At 46.8% G+C, this 16,515-nt stretch carries 14 protein-coding genes; 10 read left to right on the forward strand and 4 right to left on the reverse strand.

Translation table 11 applies throughout. The features are described 5' to 3' along the window. Positions 1 to 11 precede the first annotated feature (11 nt). Positions 12 to 848: a LysR family transcriptional regulator gene (locus L1D60_RS00535; protein WP_239839241.1), complete on the reverse strand. Its 837-nt coding sequence runs from the start codon at positions 846 to 848 to the stop codon at positions 12 to 14. A 126-nt stretch (positions 849 to 974) separates the two neighbouring features. On the opposite strand from L1D60_RS00535, the gene L1D60_RS00540 reads away from it, so the two are divergent. Beyond that, entirely contained in the window at positions 975 to 1,622 is a 648-nt protein-coding gene (locus L1D60_RS00540; RefSeq protein WP_239839242.1) for a glutathione S-transferase family protein, read from the forward strand. A gap of 110 nt (positions 1,623 to 1,732) precedes the next feature. On the opposite strand, the gene trpS is transcribed toward L1D60_RS00540, so the two are convergent. Further along, positions 1,733 to 2,755: a tryptophan--tRNA ligase gene (gene trpS, locus L1D60_RS00545; RefSeq protein ID WP_239839243.1), complete on the reverse strand. Its 1,023-nt coding sequence runs from the start codon at positions 2,753 to 2,755 to the stop codon at positions 1,733 to 1,735. A 260-nt stretch (positions 2,756 to 3,015) separates the two neighbouring features. Next, positions 3,016 to 4,344 carry an anaerobic C4-dicarboxylate transporter gene (locus L1D60_RS00550; RefSeq protein WP_239839244.1) on the reverse strand — a complete coding sequence of 443 codons (1,329 nt, stop codon included), beginning with the start codon at positions 4,342 to 4,344 and terminating at the stop codon, positions 3,016 to 3,018. Positions 4,345 to 4,765: 421 nt separating this feature from the next. Between L1D60_RS00550 and L1D60_RS00555 the strand changes: the two genes are divergently transcribed. The 9 genes from L1D60_RS00555 to L1D60_RS00595 all read left to right on the forward strand — a co-directional run bounded on the left by L1D60_RS00555 (position 4,766) and on the right by L1D60_RS00595 (position 15,768). After that, positions 4,766 to 5,425: an HAD family phosphatase gene (locus L1D60_RS00555; protein ID WP_239839245.1), complete on the forward strand. Its 660-nt coding sequence runs from the start codon at positions 4,766 to 4,768 to the stop codon at positions 5,423 to 5,425. A gap of 204 nt (positions 5,426 to 5,629) precedes the next feature. Next, entirely contained in the window at positions 5,630 to 6,256 is a 627-nt protein-coding gene (locus tag L1D60_RS00560; RefSeq protein ID WP_239840418.1) for an HD domain-containing protein, read from the forward strand. Between the two features lie 62 nt (positions 6,257 to 6,318). Beyond that, on the forward strand, positions 6,319 to 7,005 hold the full coding sequence (locus L1D60_RS00565) for a DNA-3-methyladenine glycosylase I (RefSeq protein ID WP_239839246.1): 687 nt from the start codon (positions 6,319 to 6,321) through the stop codon (positions 7,003 to 7,005). Between the two features lie 232 nt (positions 7,006 to 7,237). Continuing rightward, positions 7,238 to 7,972 carry a GntR family transcriptional regulator gene (locus L1D60_RS00570; RefSeq protein WP_239839247.1) on the forward strand — a complete coding sequence of 245 codons (735 nt, stop codon included), beginning with the start codon at positions 7,238 to 7,240 and terminating at the stop codon, positions 7,970 to 7,972. A gap of 422 nt (positions 7,973 to 8,394) precedes the next feature. Further along, complete coding sequence (gene xdhA / locus L1D60_RS00575; protein ID WP_275665573.1) at positions 8,395 to 9,840, forward strand: xanthine dehydrogenase small subunit; 1,446 nt, start codon at positions 8,395 to 8,397, stop codon at positions 9,838 to 9,840. After that, positions 9,833 to 12,223 carry a xanthine dehydrogenase molybdopterin binding subunit gene (gene xdhB, locus L1D60_RS00580; RefSeq protein WP_239839248.1) on the forward strand — a complete coding sequence of 797 codons (2,391 nt, stop codon included), beginning with the start codon at positions 9,833 to 9,835 and terminating at the stop codon, positions 12,221 to 12,223. Before xdhA ends, xdhB begins: the two co-directional genes overlap by 8 nt. A gap of 120 nt (positions 12,224 to 12,343) precedes the next feature. Continuing rightward, positions 12,344 to 13,222 (forward strand): xanthine dehydrogenase accessory protein XdhC, encoded by an 879-nt coding sequence (xdhC, locus tag L1D60_RS00585; RefSeq protein WP_239839249.1) that lies wholly within the window; start codon positions 12,344 to 12,346, stop codon positions 13,220 to 13,222. Positions 13,223 to 13,281: 59 nt separating this feature from the next. Continuing rightward, positions 13,282 to 14,616, forward strand: a complete 1,335-nt coding sequence (guaD, locus tag L1D60_RS00590; protein ID WP_239839250.1) for a guanine deaminase — start codon at positions 13,282 to 13,284, stop codon at positions 14,614 to 14,616. Positions 14,617 to 14,889: 273 nt separating this feature from the next. Beyond that, a complete protein-coding gene (locus L1D60_RS00595; RefSeq protein ID WP_239839251.1) occupies positions 14,890 to 15,768 on the forward strand; it encodes an AEC family transporter in 879 nt (292 codons plus the stop codon). A gap of 71 nt (positions 15,769 to 15,839) precedes the next feature. Here the strand turns inward: L1D60_RS00595 and L1D60_RS00600 are convergent, their stop codons facing one another. Further along, positions 15,840 to 16,496: a hypothetical protein gene (locus L1D60_RS00600; protein ID WP_239839252.1), complete on the reverse strand. Its 657-nt coding sequence runs from the start codon at positions 16,494 to 16,496 to the stop codon at positions 15,840 to 15,842. Positions 16,497 to 16,515: the final 19 nt, after the last annotated feature.

The raw sequence follows: 16,515 nt of genomic DNA on the forward strand, positions 1-16,515 counted from the left end.
TTAATTGGGCGTCAATGAGACAGATTAAGATCACCCAGTCGATTTAAAAGATCTTTATCTAACAGCGGGTGATGTTGCGAGCCCAAGATAAGTGCGATTTCCACCGCAGGTAACGGAGGCATATTCTCCAGAATTACGAGCTCAGGTGAAACACTGAGCTTACCCATTGCTCCCACAGCCAATCCGGCTTTGACAATGGCACTCTGAGCCGACGCGGTATTGCTGCAAGCGAGCAATCGATAGGCAGTGCCTTGCTTGGTCAGCCCATTAACTGCGGCTGCATGGTACTTACAATCTGTTTGAAACAGTGCCAGCGGTAGCGATTCATGAGCATCGACATCAAAGTCTTGGCTCGCAATCCACACTCCAACATCATTGGCGAGCCAGTAGCCCTCTTCACTATCAGGTGCGCGCGTGACAATCGCCGCGTCGAGTCGGCCATCATCGAGCCATTCACGTAATGTAATACTCGGTTGACTGAATACCTGTATCGAACAGGTGGGTTCTGCCTCCATCAACACTTCAATAAACTTAGGTAACAGTGTGTCGTTGTAATCTTCAGGACAACCCAGTCGCAGCGGTTGCTTGTTCTCGTAACACTTGACCTGTTTCAGCGCCGTATTGTGCAACGCCACCAGTTGTTCGGCATGAGAACGCAGTGCCAGCCCAGCTTCGGTCAGCACCAAGTTACGCCCCTCTTTTTGAAACAGAGTGACGTTGAGTTCTTCCTCTAGCTTACGCATCTGAGCACTAAACGCCGATTGGGTGCGATTTATCTGCTTGGCCGCTCGGGTGAAACTGCTGGTTTCGACAAAGGCGAGAAAGCCTCTTAACGCATCAATATCCATATCGATTTGGTACCCATCGTTTTTATTAATGTATTACATCAAAATTATCCGTTAGTGGCGCGCAATACAATCTCTTAAGCTAAAACCTATTCCATTAGACGACAAACTTAACGCAAGGAAGCCTCTATGAAACTCTTCATCGCTAATCAAAATTACTCTAGCTGGTCACTTCGTGCATGGTTGATTTTGGCGCAGCACAATCTCGATGCCGAGATCACCAAACTGACACTATTTACGCCAGAATTCTACGAAACGCTTTCCGAGGTCACACCGACAGCAAAGGTACCTACGCTGGTTGATGACAAAGTCACAGTATGGGACTCGTTTGCAATTCTCGAATACATCAATGAGGCGTATCTTAATGGCTCAGCATGGCCACAATCCGCAGCTGAGCGCGCACATGCCCGCGCAATCTCTGCTGAAATGCACTCAGGTTTTTTCGCTCTGCGAGAAGAGCTCCCGATGAACTGCCGAGCACGCAGAAAAGTGACATTAAGCGAGGGCGCTAGGAAAGATATTGAGCGAGTGGATGCTCTGTGGTCTGAACAAGGAGAGAAATACCCTGACGGCTGGCTATTCGGCGAGTGGTCAATTGCCGATGCGATGTATGCGCCTCTTGCACTAAGGTTCAGAACTTATGGAATCGAACTATCAGAAACCGCGACTCGTTACCAAGAGCGTGTACTCAATAGCCCAGCCATTGTGAGATGGTTAGAAGAAGCAAGCGTTGAGACAGACATTGTCGAAGAGGACGAGGCTGGAGAGCCTGTATAAAGCTTAAACAGATCGAATTAAATGAGGCTCGGTGTGAGCCTCATTGGTTTTGATCGTACCCTGCCGACACGGCAAGTTTTTATTGTAATATCAAGATGCTCAGCGGGCTTTCAGAAGATATTGAGCCCAAACACACCCTTCACATCAAACAGAACCTTAGCTGTTTTTTCTCTCGAACGCTTGCTTCCGATAGATAATATTTCCAACAGCTGAGCCTTGTCATCTAGGTATTCAGCTCTGCGCGCTCTGATCGGTCGAAGCATCTCTTGTAAGCACTCTTCCAAGGCTTTCTTAGTGGTGCCATCACCCAACCCGCCACGTCGATAGTGATCTTTAAGCTGTTCAACATCGTTTTTATCTGGGTGGAACGCATCGAGATAAGTGAACACCACATTCCCCTCTACGGTACCCGGGTCTTCCACTCGCAGGTGATTAGGGTCTGTGTACATCGATTTCACTGCCGCTGAAATCTCTTTCTCACTCGCGCCTAAATTGATGGCATTACCCATCGATTTCGACATCTTGTTTTTGCCATCAGTGCTGGGTAAACGCGGAGCATTACTGAGCAGAGGTCGGCACTCATTCAACACTTTACGTCCTGCTAGTCCATTCACCTTTCTCACTATCTCATTGGTTTGCTCTAACATCGGTAATTGATCGTCTCCAACGGGCACTAAAGTAGCGTTGAAGCCTGTAATGTCGGCTGCTTGCGAGATGGGATAAGTTAAGAAGCCTGCTGGAATAGAGCGTTCAAAGCCTTTGTTTTGAATCTCACTTTTCACCGTCGGATTACGCTCTAGTCGACTGATAGAGACAAGATTGCTGTAGTACATGGTCAGCTCTGCAAGCGCAGGAACTTGTGACTGTAAGCAGATAGTGGTTTGCGAAGGATCTATGCCGACAGCTAAGTAGTCAGCCACCACGTTTAAGATGTTGGAAGAGACTTTACTTGGGTTATGCGCGTTATCCGTTAAGCCTTGCATGTCCGCAACCAAAATCGTCTGTTCATGCTGTGATTGCAAAGCGACGCGCTGCTTTAGTGAACCCACATAATGGCCTAAGTGCAGCGGGCCTGTGGCTCTGTCACCAGTGAGGATAATTTCTTTTGTATCAGTGATTAGATTGGTGTTCATAATGGTATCTCCTAGTAAAAATAAACGGCTACTGGAGATACAAAAAGAGATGACATTCTTAGCTACCTACCAGCAGCTTAAGAATGTAAGAATCCCGCGCCGCTCTAATTAGAGCGCCACCAGATAATGAATGATGAAGATGTAGGATTCGTTTGCATCCATCCAATCTAACAACAACGTTTTATAAATTCAACCGCAAACGAATACAAAAACAGCGCCTTAATAGCGCTGTTTTTCTTTTTAACTCATTGATATTTATATCAGCCGATGAATACCTTAGCTAACACGTAGCCTAGGCAACACGCACCGACGACACCGATTAGACCGACTGACATGAATGAGTGGTTGAAGTACCACTTACCAATCTTGGTGGTACCTGACACATCGAAGTTCACCGTTGCGATGTCTGATGGGTAGTTAGGAATGAAGAAGTAACCGTACACCGCTGGCATCAAACCGATAAGCAGTGCTGGGTCTAGTCCTAGCCCCAAACCAACAGGTAGCATCATACGTGCCGTTGCAGCTTGAGAGTTCACCACCACCGATACGATGAATAACGCCAGAGCGAATGTCCACGGGTAGTTAGTTACCATCTCAACGATGCCTGATTTGAACTGAGGCATTGCGTATTGGAAGTAAGTATCCGACATCCAAGCGATACCAAAGATAGCAATTGCCGCCACCATACCTGATTTGAATACCACACCGTTTGGTACATCACGTGGGTCCGTTTTAGTCGCCAGCAAAATAATACCGCCGAAGCAGAGCATCATCATTTGGATGATCACCGACATTTTGATTGGCTTTTCACCTTCTACAATGGTTCTGATCTCTGGCACCATTGCCACAATAACGATCACCACAATCGAAAGTAGGAAAATCAATACTGCGTTGCGAGCCGAAGTTGGTAGCACTTCATCTAAAGAGGTCGCCGTGGTGCTTTCAATGCGCTTTTTCCACTCAGGATCTTTTAGTCGCGCTTGATAATCCGGATCGTCATTGAGCTCTTTACCGCGCTTCAAGCTATACAGAGAAAGTAACAGCGTACCAAATAGCGTTGCAGGCACGGTTACAAGCAAGATAGACAATAAAGTAATAGAGTGTTGAATATCAGAAAGCTGTGCTAAGTAGTAAACCACTGCCGCTGAGATTGGAGACGCAGTAATCGCCAATTGTGAAGCTACCGAGGCAGCAGCCATTGGACGTTCAGGACGGATGCCATTTTTAAGCGCCACATCGCCGATAATAGGCATAATTGAGTAAACCGCATGGCCTGTACCCAATAGGAAGGTCATCGAATAAGTCACAAACGGTGCTATCAAGGTCACGCGTTTCGGGTTCTTTCTTAATACCCTCTCCGCCACTTGCAGCATGTATTTCAAGCCACCGGCGGCTTCTAAAATGGAAGCACAGGTCACTACTGCAAGAATAATCAGCATTACCGTAACTGGCGGTGACGTTGGCGGCATCTTGAAGATGAAGACCTCAATCACTAAACCAATACCAGAAACAACACCTAAACCAATACCGCCATATCGAGAGCCGATATAAAGGACGATTAGCAAAAATAGAAACTCAAAATACAACATAAGCAACCCTACCTAAACATGGAATAGGGTTATTTTCTCTGTATGTTCAATGATTTACTTATTACTAGGTCACACTCTGATTGACCATTCTAACGGATTGTTTTTTATAAGATTATGGTCACGATAACAGGCCTATAAGTATCTAAATTGTGATCATTTGTCTTCATCAGCACTCTGATTTGTTATGCACACTGATGTTCATTGTTTCTTTTAGAACGTGGGAATCTATAAAATCCACCCATCAGATCCAACCGTTATTAAAGCAATGATATGCATATAGATTTTCTATCCTAAAAAGGGAAAATTGAAGTCAGGTGGTCATAGTTTGGAACGCTTTTTCACAGAGCTTTAACTCGCCTAAGCCATTGGGGTATGTCAAAATAGCGGCCTTCACTAAAGACGATGTACAAGAACCACAACTATGAATTTCCAAGCAGCAATTTTTGATATGGATGGTCTACTTCTCGACACCGAACGTCTGTGTATGCAGATATTCGAAGAGGCGTGCCATGCACAAGGCGTCCCATTTCTAAAAGATGTCTACCTCGGCATCACCGGCTGTAACGCGAAAACCATCGAGCAGATTTTCAGAAACGGTTATGGTGAAGATCTCGACTACCCAGCTCTTAATAATGAGTGGCGAACTCGCTACAGTGCAATTGTGAAAAACCAGGCGATTCCGGTAAAAGAGGGCGTGATTGAACTCTTAGAGTGGTTGAAGTCGAACAACATTCCAGCAGCAGTGGCGACTTCGACTCAACTGGATATTGCTAAAAAGAAACTTGAGTTGGCAGGGTTAGATTCCTACTTCACTTCACTAAGCACTGGCTGTGAGGTAACGAATGGTAAGCCCCACCCAGAGATCTACCTATTAGCGGCAGAACGTCTTGGCGTTGCACCGGAATCATGTCTTGCCTTTGAAGATTCTAACAACGGCATCCGCGCTTCTATGGCGGCGAATATGATCAGCTTCCAGATCCCGGATTTGGTTGAGCCGTGCGAAGAGGTAAAAGCACTGGGTCACACCATTAGCCCATCTCTACATGACGTGTTAGTTCAACTGCAAAAAGAAGCAGCCTAAACACCTCCAGCATATTGGCACACCACATTTTTAGAGCCGACGTTCGAGTCGGCTTTGTTGTATTTGGCATTCCAGAAGAAGAGTTTGATAGGCTGAACCAACCCGAAACTAGAGCTTCAATACAAAGCTCACAAGATTGCCTGTAAAACAGAACCCAAAATGATTAGCATAGCAACACAATACGAATTAGAAAAAGAACTGAACGTGATCGAAAAGTTTGAAGATCAAATGCTTACCTTTGCAAAACAAGAGATGACCCAAGATGCTGCTCATGATATCAGCCACATCAAACGTGTCGTCAAAACAGCAAAATCCTTGTGTGCTCAAGAGCAAGCAGAGCTTGAAGTCGTGTTACCTGCAGCCTATCTGCATGACTGTTTCACCTTCCCGAAAAATCATCCAGATCGAGCGACAAGTTCAAAAGTCGCCGCCGATAAAGCGATCGCATTTCTCAAAGCAATCGACTACCCAACTCATCATTTAGATGCGATTCACCATGCGATTGTTACTCATAGTTATAGTGCGAATATCACCCCAGAAACCGTTGAAGCACAGATCGTTCAAGACGCCGATCGTCTAGATTCTCTTGGCGCGATTGGGATTGCTCGCTGCCTTTTTGTCGGTCAAAGCTTTGATGCTGAACTCTATAACCACGAAGATCCGTTCGCCAAAGACCGAGACTTGGATGATAAAAACTTCAGCGTTGACCACTTCTACGTAAAGCTGTTCAAGCTCGCCAAGACTATGAACACCGAATCCGCTAAACAAGAGGCTCAGCGTCGCACAGACTATATGCGAGCCTTCCTCGATCAATTGGCGAGTGAGGTATAACCCTTTTCATCTGTCGATTCGTCCCCATATCATTAAAAACTCGACGTAATTTGGAACCCGTCATGACCCAAGAAAAGTTTGAAACCATTTACCAAAGAGCGGCTCATCGTAAAGGTGGCGAAGCTGAACTTGAGAAAATCGTTCGAAAGCCACTAAGCCGCGATGAACTGATGCAGATCGGAGATGACCGCTGGCTGGCTGCCATCACTGAAAAGGTATTTCAGTGCGGCATTTCTTGGAACGTGGTGAGAAAGAAATGGCCTCAGTTTGAAGAAGTATTCTTTGAGTTTGATGTAGAAAAGATGCTGATGTTACCTAATGAAATGTGGGAGCAAAAAGCGCAAGACCCACGCATTATTCGCCACCTAACCAAAGTCATGACCATTCCCGCCAACGCGATGATGATCCGTAACGCACAGCGTGAATACGGCAGCTTCGCTCAAATGGTTGCAGATTGGCCATCAGAGCGCATTACCGAGTTATGGGATCACCTTAAGAAACACGGTAAACGACTCGGTGGAAACACAGGTGCCTACACTCTACGCCAAATGGGTAAAGATACCTTCATTCTATCGACAGACGTTGAAGCGCACCTTCGGACCACCGGTGTTATCGACAGCGGACGCAACACCAAGCGAGCTCAACAAGCTGCTACGAATGCGTTTAACGAATGGCAGCAACAATCAGGACGAAGCTTGAGTGAAATAAGTCAAATTGTTGCCTACAGTGGCGGCGATAACCGAGTTTAACGCAGCAAGATTATTTGCTTCTACCAATCCATATTGGCAAGCTTTCATACTCTATGACACAGTTTTTCAAACAAGATGAAAACTGTGTCTCAATTGTTATCAGATATGCGCAAACTCTCTAACCTATTGAGTTCTGGCGGTAGCATTGTATAGATAAGTGTATACAATATAGAGTAATACCAGTGCAATATGCTCACACTCCCTACTCGACTAAACAAGGGTTCTTATCTCTATGACAGCTCTCAAAAACTCTGTCTCAAAAGGTGTAAAAACCAAAGTAACGGGTCAAACCCAAGATGACGTTGTTTACTGCCATATCTTCGATGCAATACTAGAACAAAGGCTGCCACCAGCCACCAAATTAAGCGAAGAAGCCTTAGCAGAAATCTTTAGCGTAAGCCGCACCATCATCCGCCGTGCCTTACTGCGCTTATCTTTGGAACAAGTTGTGGTTATTCGTCCAAACCGAGGCGCAGTGATTGCAGCCCCAACGGTGGATGAAGCAAAACAGATTTTCAAAGCACGTGAGGTTATGGAATTGGCCATCACTGAACTTGCGGTTAAGAACGCTACCAAAGCTCAAATCGACGAGTGTAGAAAACTGGTCGCAAAAGAGAATTGCGCCTTCGAACAAGGTGATTACGGTTCGGGTCTGCGCCTCTCTGGTGAATTCCACATCAAACTTGCTGAAATGGCAGAGAATGCGCCACTACTGGCTTTTCAACGTAGCTTAGTCTCGCAAACCTCGCTATTGATCGCTCAATACGAAACAGGCAATCACTCAAACTGCTCTCAAGATGAGCATGAGCGATTACTTGATGCCATTGAATCAGGTGATGAAGAGCAAGCAGTTGACTTAATGCGTGAGCACCTGAGTCATATCCGCTCTAAGCTCAACCTAGATAGCAGCACCGCCTCTAGCGATCTGCATGTGGTTTTCTCAGACCTACTCAAGAGTAAGTCCTAGTTCAGGCGCTTTCTGAACAACTGATGTCCTCTCTAAAAGCGAGTTTCACACTCGCTTTTTTTATATCCAACGCTCAAAAAACACACCTATATCGTGCTCATTTTCTGAAGTTTTTGTCTTCCTTTCTGGTATTTTTCCACAACGACTCGCCCGCTCAATGCTCACCAAAACCACCCTATTATCCAAACATTATTTGTATACATGGAGATAGCTTCATTCACCAACATAAACATTAGCTACCAATAACTACTTTATTAAAAACAACGAATTAAAACCAAATTCTCATTGTATACAATTTCAAGAAAAACCCTTTTGTTGCATTTTTGTAAATAAATAGTTGACCACAGGGTCAGGATGGATAATTATTGACCAAGAAGTCAAAAAAATTACACATGGAATATGTCGATATACAAGGAGGTCTCTTGATTACTTTTTTGCTCAATCAGGAAATAAGACACGAAGACAATCTGTCGCCGAATATGACCGTACTTAATTACCTACGTACTCACGTCAACAAGACAGGGACTAAAGAGGGTTGCGGCTCTGGTGATTGCGGTGCGTGTACTGTGGTGTTAGGTGAAGTGGTAGACGGGCAATTGCAGTATCGCTCGGTCAACTCATGCTTAACATTTGTTTCTGCTCTGCATGGGAAGCAGCTGATTACCGTAGAAGATCTGCAGAACCGAGATCGCTCTTTACACCCTGTACAACAAGCGGTTGTGGATTTTCATGGTTCACAGTGTGGCTACTGTACGCCTGGTTTCATCATGTCGATGTTCGCGCTCGGAAAAAACAAGCCTAACGCTAGCAAAGAAGATGTAATGGAGTCGCTAGCAGGTAACCTATGTCGCTGTACGGGCTACCGACCAATTGTCGATGCTGCAATGTCTTTGTCTACAGACCAACCTCTTATCGACCAATTTGCAGAACTTGAACGCAAAACCATTGAAAAACTTGAGAACATTCAAGGCACTGAAGCAAACCTTCGTTTAGGTCATCTCACTGCATTCTCTCCTAAAAGCATTGATGAGCTGGCGAAACTGTATATCGCTCACCCGAAAGCTAAGCTGGTTGCAGGCGGTACCGATTTAGCGCTAGAAGTCACGCAATTTCACCGTGAGATTGAAACCCTTATCAGCGTCAATCTTGTCGAAGACATGAAACTGTGTGAAGAAACCGACACTGACCTTATCATCGGTGCCAACCTTCCAATCAGCGATGCCTACTCACTTCTGAAAAAACACTACCCAGATTTTGGCGAGCTACTTCACCGTTTTGCGTCACTGCAAGTACGTAACCAAGGCACTATTGGCGGCAACGTAGCTAATGCCTCCCCTATCGGTGATACGCCTCCTCTACTGATTGCGTTAGATGCCAAGATCAAACTGCGCTGTGGCGATGAATCACGCACTATGCCAATCGAAGACTACTTCATCAGCTATAAAGTCACGGCTCAAAAAGAGAGTGAGTTTATCGAGCAGATCATCATACCTAAGCCGAGCAGCGATAGTTTCCGTGCTTACAAGCTCTCAAAACGTCTAGATGATGACATCTCAGCCGTGTGTGGTGCCTTCGACATTCAGGTCGAAGAAGGCAAGGTAACACACGCTCGCATCGCCTTTGGCGGTATGGCTGCAACGCCTAAGCGCGCCGCTCGTTGTGAAAATACGTTATTAGGCAGCCCTTGGACAGACGCTACAATTAAAGAAGCGATGCAAGAGCTGTATCAAGACTTCGAGCCACTCTCTGATTTTCGAGCGAGCCAAGAGTACCGTTCACTGTCGGCCGCCAATATGTTGCGCCGTTACTTCATTGAACAGCAGAACAAGCACAATCAAATCGAAACAAGGGTAACGTCTTATGTCTAACAAAAACAAACAGGCGATGACCCACGAAGAGATGGTGACCATCGCAAAACAAGATCTAAAAACTGGCGTGGGTAAAAGCGTTAAACACGACAGTGCACCAAAGCAAGTAACGGGCGAAGCAGTATACATCGATGACCGTTTAGAGTTCCCAAATCAACTCCACGTTTACGCACGTCTGAGCACACAAGCGCACGCAAAGATTACCAAGATCGACGTGTCGCCATGTTACGAATTTGACGGCGTTGCCATTGCCATTCAAGCCAAAGACGTACCGGGTGAACTGGATATCGGCGCGATTCTTCCGGGTGATCCGTTACTGGCTGACGGCAAAGTGGAATATTACGGTCAACCTGTGATTGCTGTAGCCGCCAACGATTTAGAAACCGCTCGCAAGGCCGCGCACGCCGCCATTATTGAATACGATGAGCTGCCAGCGATTCTGGATGTCAAAGAAGCGTTGGCAAAAGAGCACTTCGTGACAGAGAGCCACACACAACAACGCGGCGACTCAAAAGCGGCGCTAGCCAAAGCGAAACATGTGATATCTGGCGATCTTGAGATCGGCGGACAAGAACACTTCTACCTTGAAACTCAAGTCAGCAGCGTCATGCCAACCGAAGACGGCGGGATGATTGTTTACACCTCGACTCAAAACCCAACTGAAGTTCAAAAGCTGGTCGCAGAAGTGCTTGGCGTGCCAATGCACAAAGTAGTGATTGATATGCGCCGCATGGGTGGTGGCTTTGGTGGTAAAGAAACCCAAGCCGCATCTCCTGCTTGTATTGCTGCAGTAATTGCGAGCCTAACGGGTCGACCAACCAAAATGCGTCTATTGCGCAATGAAGATATGCAGCAAACGGGTAAGCGTCATCCATTCTACAACCAATACACGGTTGGTTTTGACGATAACGGCGTGATTCAAGGTGCCGATATTACCGTAGCAGGTAACTGTGGCTACTCTCCTGACCTTTCGAGCTCGATTGTTGACCGTGCGATGTTCCACTCAGACAACGCCTACTACCTTGGCGATGCAACCGTCGTTGGACACCGCTGTAAAACCAACACTGCATCCAACACCGCTTACCGTGGTTTCGGCGGCCCTCAAGGCATGATGACCATTGAACACATCATGGATGAGATCGCTCGTTACCTGAAAAAAGATCCATTGGAAGTACGTAAGGCGAACTATTACGGCGAAGAAGGCCGCAACGTGACCCATTACTACCAAACCGTTGAAGACAACTTTCTTCCTGAGATAACCGAACAGCTTGAACGCAGCAGTGACTACCACGCTCGCCGTAAAGAAATCGATGAGTTCAACAAGCAGAGCCCTATCTTGAAAAAAGGCTTAGCAATCACTCCGGTGAAATTCGGCATCTCGTTTACCGCAACTTTCTTGAACCAAGCTGGTGCGCTTATCCATATCTACACCGATGGCAGTATTCATTTGAATCACGGTGGTACGGAAATGGGGCAAGGCTTGAACATCAAAGTGGCGCAAATCGTTGCAGAGGAGTTCCAAGTCGATGTCGAACGTATCCAGATCACCGCTACAAACACAGACAAAGTTCCGAACACATCACCAACCGCGGCCTCATCGGGCGCCGACCTCAATGGTAAGGCCGCGCAAAACGCCGCAATAACCATCAAGCAGCGACTGATTGACTTTGCAGCTTCGCACTTCAAAGTCTCGCAAGAAGAGGTAGTGTTCAAGAACGGTATGGTACAGATCCGCGACGAGATCATGACCTTCAACGCGTTTGTCGAACTGGCTTGGTTTAACCAAATCTCGCTCTCCAGCACTGGCTTCTACCGCACTCCAAAGATCTATTACGATCATGAGAAAGCACGCGGCCGCCCTTTTTACTACTACGCCTACGGCGCGTCATGTTCTGAAGTGATCATCGATACGCTGACAGGTGAGAACAAAATTCTGCGCGTCGATATCCTGCACGATGTCGGAGCTTCATTGAACCCTGCTATCGATATCGGCCAAGTGGAAGGTGGCTTTGTGCAAGGCGCAGGCTGGCTGACTACCGAAGAGTTGGTATGGAATGAGCAAGGTCGCCTAATGACCAACGGCCCTGCAAGTTACAAGATCCCAGCAATTGCCGATATGCCGATCGATTTCAGAACGCATCTATTGGAAAACCGCAGTAACCCTGAAGACACTGTATTCAATTCAAAAGCGGTAGGTGAACCTCCGTTTATGCTAGGGATGTCGGTGTGGAGTGCTCTCAAAGACGCCATTAACTCGGTGGCGGTCGATGGCGCCATTCCGAAACTGAATACACCTGCGACACCAGAGCGCATTCTGATGGCCGTTCAAGCCGTTTCAGAGCCCGCAAAGGCGTCGGTCGACAGTGAACAAGAGACTGCGTAGTGATTAACATCATCAAGGTGTGACAAACAGGTAACAAGGACACTCGCCAGTCCGCAGTATTGAGCAAGAAGCTCTTTAGGCTGGCGTAAGAAGCATCAAGTTGGAGCTTTTGGAGGAAGTATGTTTAAGGATAATTGGATTCACGAACTGGCAAAACTGGAAGAGAACTACGAACCTTGCGTCATGGTGACGGTTCTTGAAGACAGAGGCTCTGTGCCTCGTGATGCTGGAACAAAAATGCTGGTCACCCGCGATCGTATCATTGCGACCATTGGCGGCGGCCACCTTGAACATGTTGCCACCAAAATGGCACGCGAGATGCTGATCGCCAGCGAGAAATCTCTTAAAGTCGAGCGTTTCAATCTTGGTGCTCGCCTCGGCCAATGCTGCGGCGGCATGGCGACTCTGAGTTTCGAACCGATTGGCACTCAGCAGAACCATCTGGTGTTATTTGGAGCTGGTCATGTGGCCAAAGCTCTATTACACATTGTTGCCACCCTGCCTTTCCGCGTGACTTGGATTGATGAACGTGAAGAAGTGTTCCCAGATACCTTACCCCAGGGCGTTAAGAAGCTCGTCACTGATGATCCTGTCGGTGAAGTAAAACAGATGCCACCCAACAGTTATTACCTAGTGATGACGCACAACCACCAGCTGGACTTCGATCTGGCCAAGGCCATCATTGATCGTGAAGACAGTCGCTATTTCGGCATGATTGGCTCGCTGACAAAGCGTAAGAAATTCGACTTCCGCTTAGAGCAGCGTGGCTATAACCAAGATCAGATCAACACCATGATTTGCCCGATTGGTATCAGTGCCGTGAATGGAAAACATCCGGCAGAAATCGCGGTATCGGTTGCTGGTGAACTAATCGCACACTATCAGGGGCAAGCGCTTGAACAGAAACGCCCTACCCAACATTATCAAACTGAGGGTCATAACGATCCCAACCAAACAAGCGATGTAGACGAACAGCCTCTGGAAGAGAAGATCGCCTAACACAAATCGCAGACTCCCGTCGCCATAACGTGACTGGAGGGCATTAAAAGGAAGTAGACATGACAACGCAACGCAAAGCTTATCGCGCCAGTATTCTTCATAGCGTGGCCGATCCAAAGGATGTCGGTTTAGAAGAATCATATGAGTATTTCGAAGACGGAATTTTAGTAGTTGAGAATGGCCATGTGGTTGATTTAGGCAATGCCGATGAAGTGCTTGCTCGACAACCGAAAACTCTCAATGTCAAAGAGTACAAAGATAAGCTGATCACCTCGGGCTTTATTGATACGCACATCCACTATCCTCAAACTGGGATGATCGCGTCTTACGGCGAACAGCTTCTCGACTGGTTAGAGAACTACACCTTTCCAGAAGAGAAACGCTTTAAAAACCCCGTCTACGCACACAAAGTGGCCAAACTGTTTCTCGACGAACTGGCGAGCAACGGTACTACCACTGCACTCGTGTTCGGCACAGTGCACAAAGAGTCGGTCAACGTGTTCTTCGAAGAGGCAGAGAAACGTAACCTGCGTATGATTGCGGGCAAGGTTTTGATGGATCGCAATGCGCCAGACTACCTCACCGATACACCAGAGTCTGGCTACATCGATTCAAAAGAGCTGATCGATAAATGGCACAACCGAGGTCGCTTGCTGTATGCAGTGACACCTCGCTTTGCACCAACCAGTACCCCAGAACAACTTGCAACCGTGGGTAAGCTTTTGGAAGAGTATCCAGATGTATACATGCACACACACTTGTCTGAAAACGAGAAAGAGATTGAGTGGGTGAAAGCACTCTTCCCGGAACGCGACAGCTATTTAGATGTGTATGACCACTATGGCTTGCTGCACAAACGCTCGGTTTTTGCACACGGCATTCACTTGTCTGATTGCGAGTGTAAACGACTAGCTGATACCGAATCCGCCATCGCTTTTTGTCCAACGTCAAACCTATTCTTAGGCTCAGGTCTGTTTAGATTACCGGAAATGGAAGAGCATGGAATCCGTGTTGGTATGGGTACCGATGTAGGCGCAGGTACGAGCTTCTCTATCCTCCAGACCATGAGTGAAGCGTATAAGATCATGCAGCTTCAACACAAGAAACTGCACCCAGCTAAATCGTTATTCTTAGCGACTTTAGGCGGCGCTCGCTCTCTGCACCTTGAAGATAAAATTGGCAATCTGGAAATCGGCAAGGAAGCGGACTTTGTTGTACTCGACTTGCACGCAACTCAGTTAATGCGTTTTAGAATGGAGCAAACAACAAATCTTGAAGAGAAGCTGTTTGTGTTAATGAGCTTGGGGGATGACAGAACCGTGAGCGAGACTTATATCTACGGAGAAAAGGCGTACGACGCCAATTTCAAGGAATACAAAAAACTCGTCAGTTAGGCTTAAAAACGAGTAACACCTGCTAGGTAACAACGACAATCGTTGCAAATAATCCGTCCAGATTCGCCTAGCCTTCTAAGACCAGTCGCCCCCAGCTTCTGGTCTTTTTTGCATCCTTATCAAATAACAATAATTAAATCTCTAGTGTGTGCTAAATGCCCACGACGTAAGCGATTTATGTTGGTAACTTAAGATACTTATATAAGCTGCTCACTCTTCCCTGACCATGTTGAGCGCACTCTCACTTTACCCGTCACTTAGAAAAGGAATTCTATGTTCGAGCAGGTTGTTGGCATTCTGTTTCCCGTCTTTGCGCTCGCCGCTGCTGGCTTTGCCGTGGGTCGTTGGCTCAAACCCGACTTCAAGCCTATCAACCGCATTAATATGGATGTGTGCATCCCAGCTTTGGTGTTTGCGTCGCTCACGACCATGCCACTCGATACAGAGCAAGTGCCGCTGATTACCGCCTCATTGGTTGCGGTATTAGTGCCTGCTCTATTAATGATTCCTATCTGTAAAATCTTTAAACTCAACTTCAAAGCTTGGGCCCCTCCGCACATGTTCCGCAATAGTGGCAACCTTGCGATTCCCCTATTCACCTACACCTTTGGTGACACCGCACTCGCTCCAGCGGTACTGCTGTTCGTGGTTTCTGCCTGCATCCACATTAGCTTGGGCTTGGCGCTGTTGAGTGAAGGAAACCCGATAAAACAGATCTTCAAGATGCCGATTTTCCTTGCAGCAGCCGTAGCAATGACTCTCAACTTGTCTGGCGTTGCAGTTTGGAACCCTATCTACGAGGCGACATCGCTACTCGGCCAAGCTGCTGTACCTATCATGCTGTTATCCCTTGGCTCACAAATGGTCAACCTAAGACTCAGTGGACTCAAAGTAGGCTTACTGTGTACGGCTCAATCTCTGTTCACTGGTGCTATCGCATTCGCCATCATCTACTTTTTCATTCCACTGCCAACACTGCATCTACAAATGATGGTTCTGTTCACCATGCTGCCACCCGCAGTGATGAATTACTTGTTTGCTGAACGCTTTAACGTAGAGCCAACTAAAGTGGCGTCTATGGTGCTGTTTGGGAACTTCTTAAGCGTAGTGACCCTGCCTATATTGCTGACGTTTGCACTGTCATTTGGGTAACACCGCAACGTGGGCTAGGTTACATCACGCAATATTGTTTTGACCTAGAGCAAGAAAACGATCACAACTCGCTATGACGACGCTTTTTCCAGTTTGAGCTCGGCAGTGACCTTAGTGAGACGAAGCGCAATCGCAAAGCAGACTAAGTAAGGACTCACATACCAGAAAAGGCTTTCTATCGGCTGTTTAAGCTGCGCTTCCCGTGTTTTGATGTATTGATTTTTCTGCTTCTCGTATTGATTTAGCATCCCACTCACCCACACAGAATCGCTCTCTAACAAAGCAATATCAGGGGCTGGAACCATTAATGTTTTGGCGCTCGGCAGCAGAGAAAAATCAACATCTCTAAAGGTTTTGGCGGTTGTGAGGTACCACATGCATGCTTGATGATAATCAGCTTGATCACTGGCTGAGGGCTTACCCGAACAAACATCACCACGTAATCGTTCAAGAGAAAACTGCTCAATAGACTCCAGAATCACCACGGCTCTTGTCTGTTCTGTTTCCACCCAATCACCGGCAACCTTAGCGCGAATCTCAGAAACCGCGCCAAGCATGCCTATCCCTGCCAGAAACGGCCATAAATAGTCCATGCGCTTCCACTTTCTTCGGCTCAGATTAAACCCACACCAAATCGGAATATGCAGTAGAAGAGTCAACCCAACAGACAATAAAACAAAGTTGAGCGAGCTAGAGAGCATCAACTCACTTTCAAAGAAATGCTTCATAATTAGACTATTGCCTAAA

It is taken from the genome of Vibrio sp. Isolate30 (genome assembly GCF_022397975.1).
Taxonomy (GTDB): domain Bacteria; phylum Pseudomonadota; class Gammaproteobacteria; order Enterobacterales; family Vibrionaceae; genus Vibrio; species Vibrio fortis.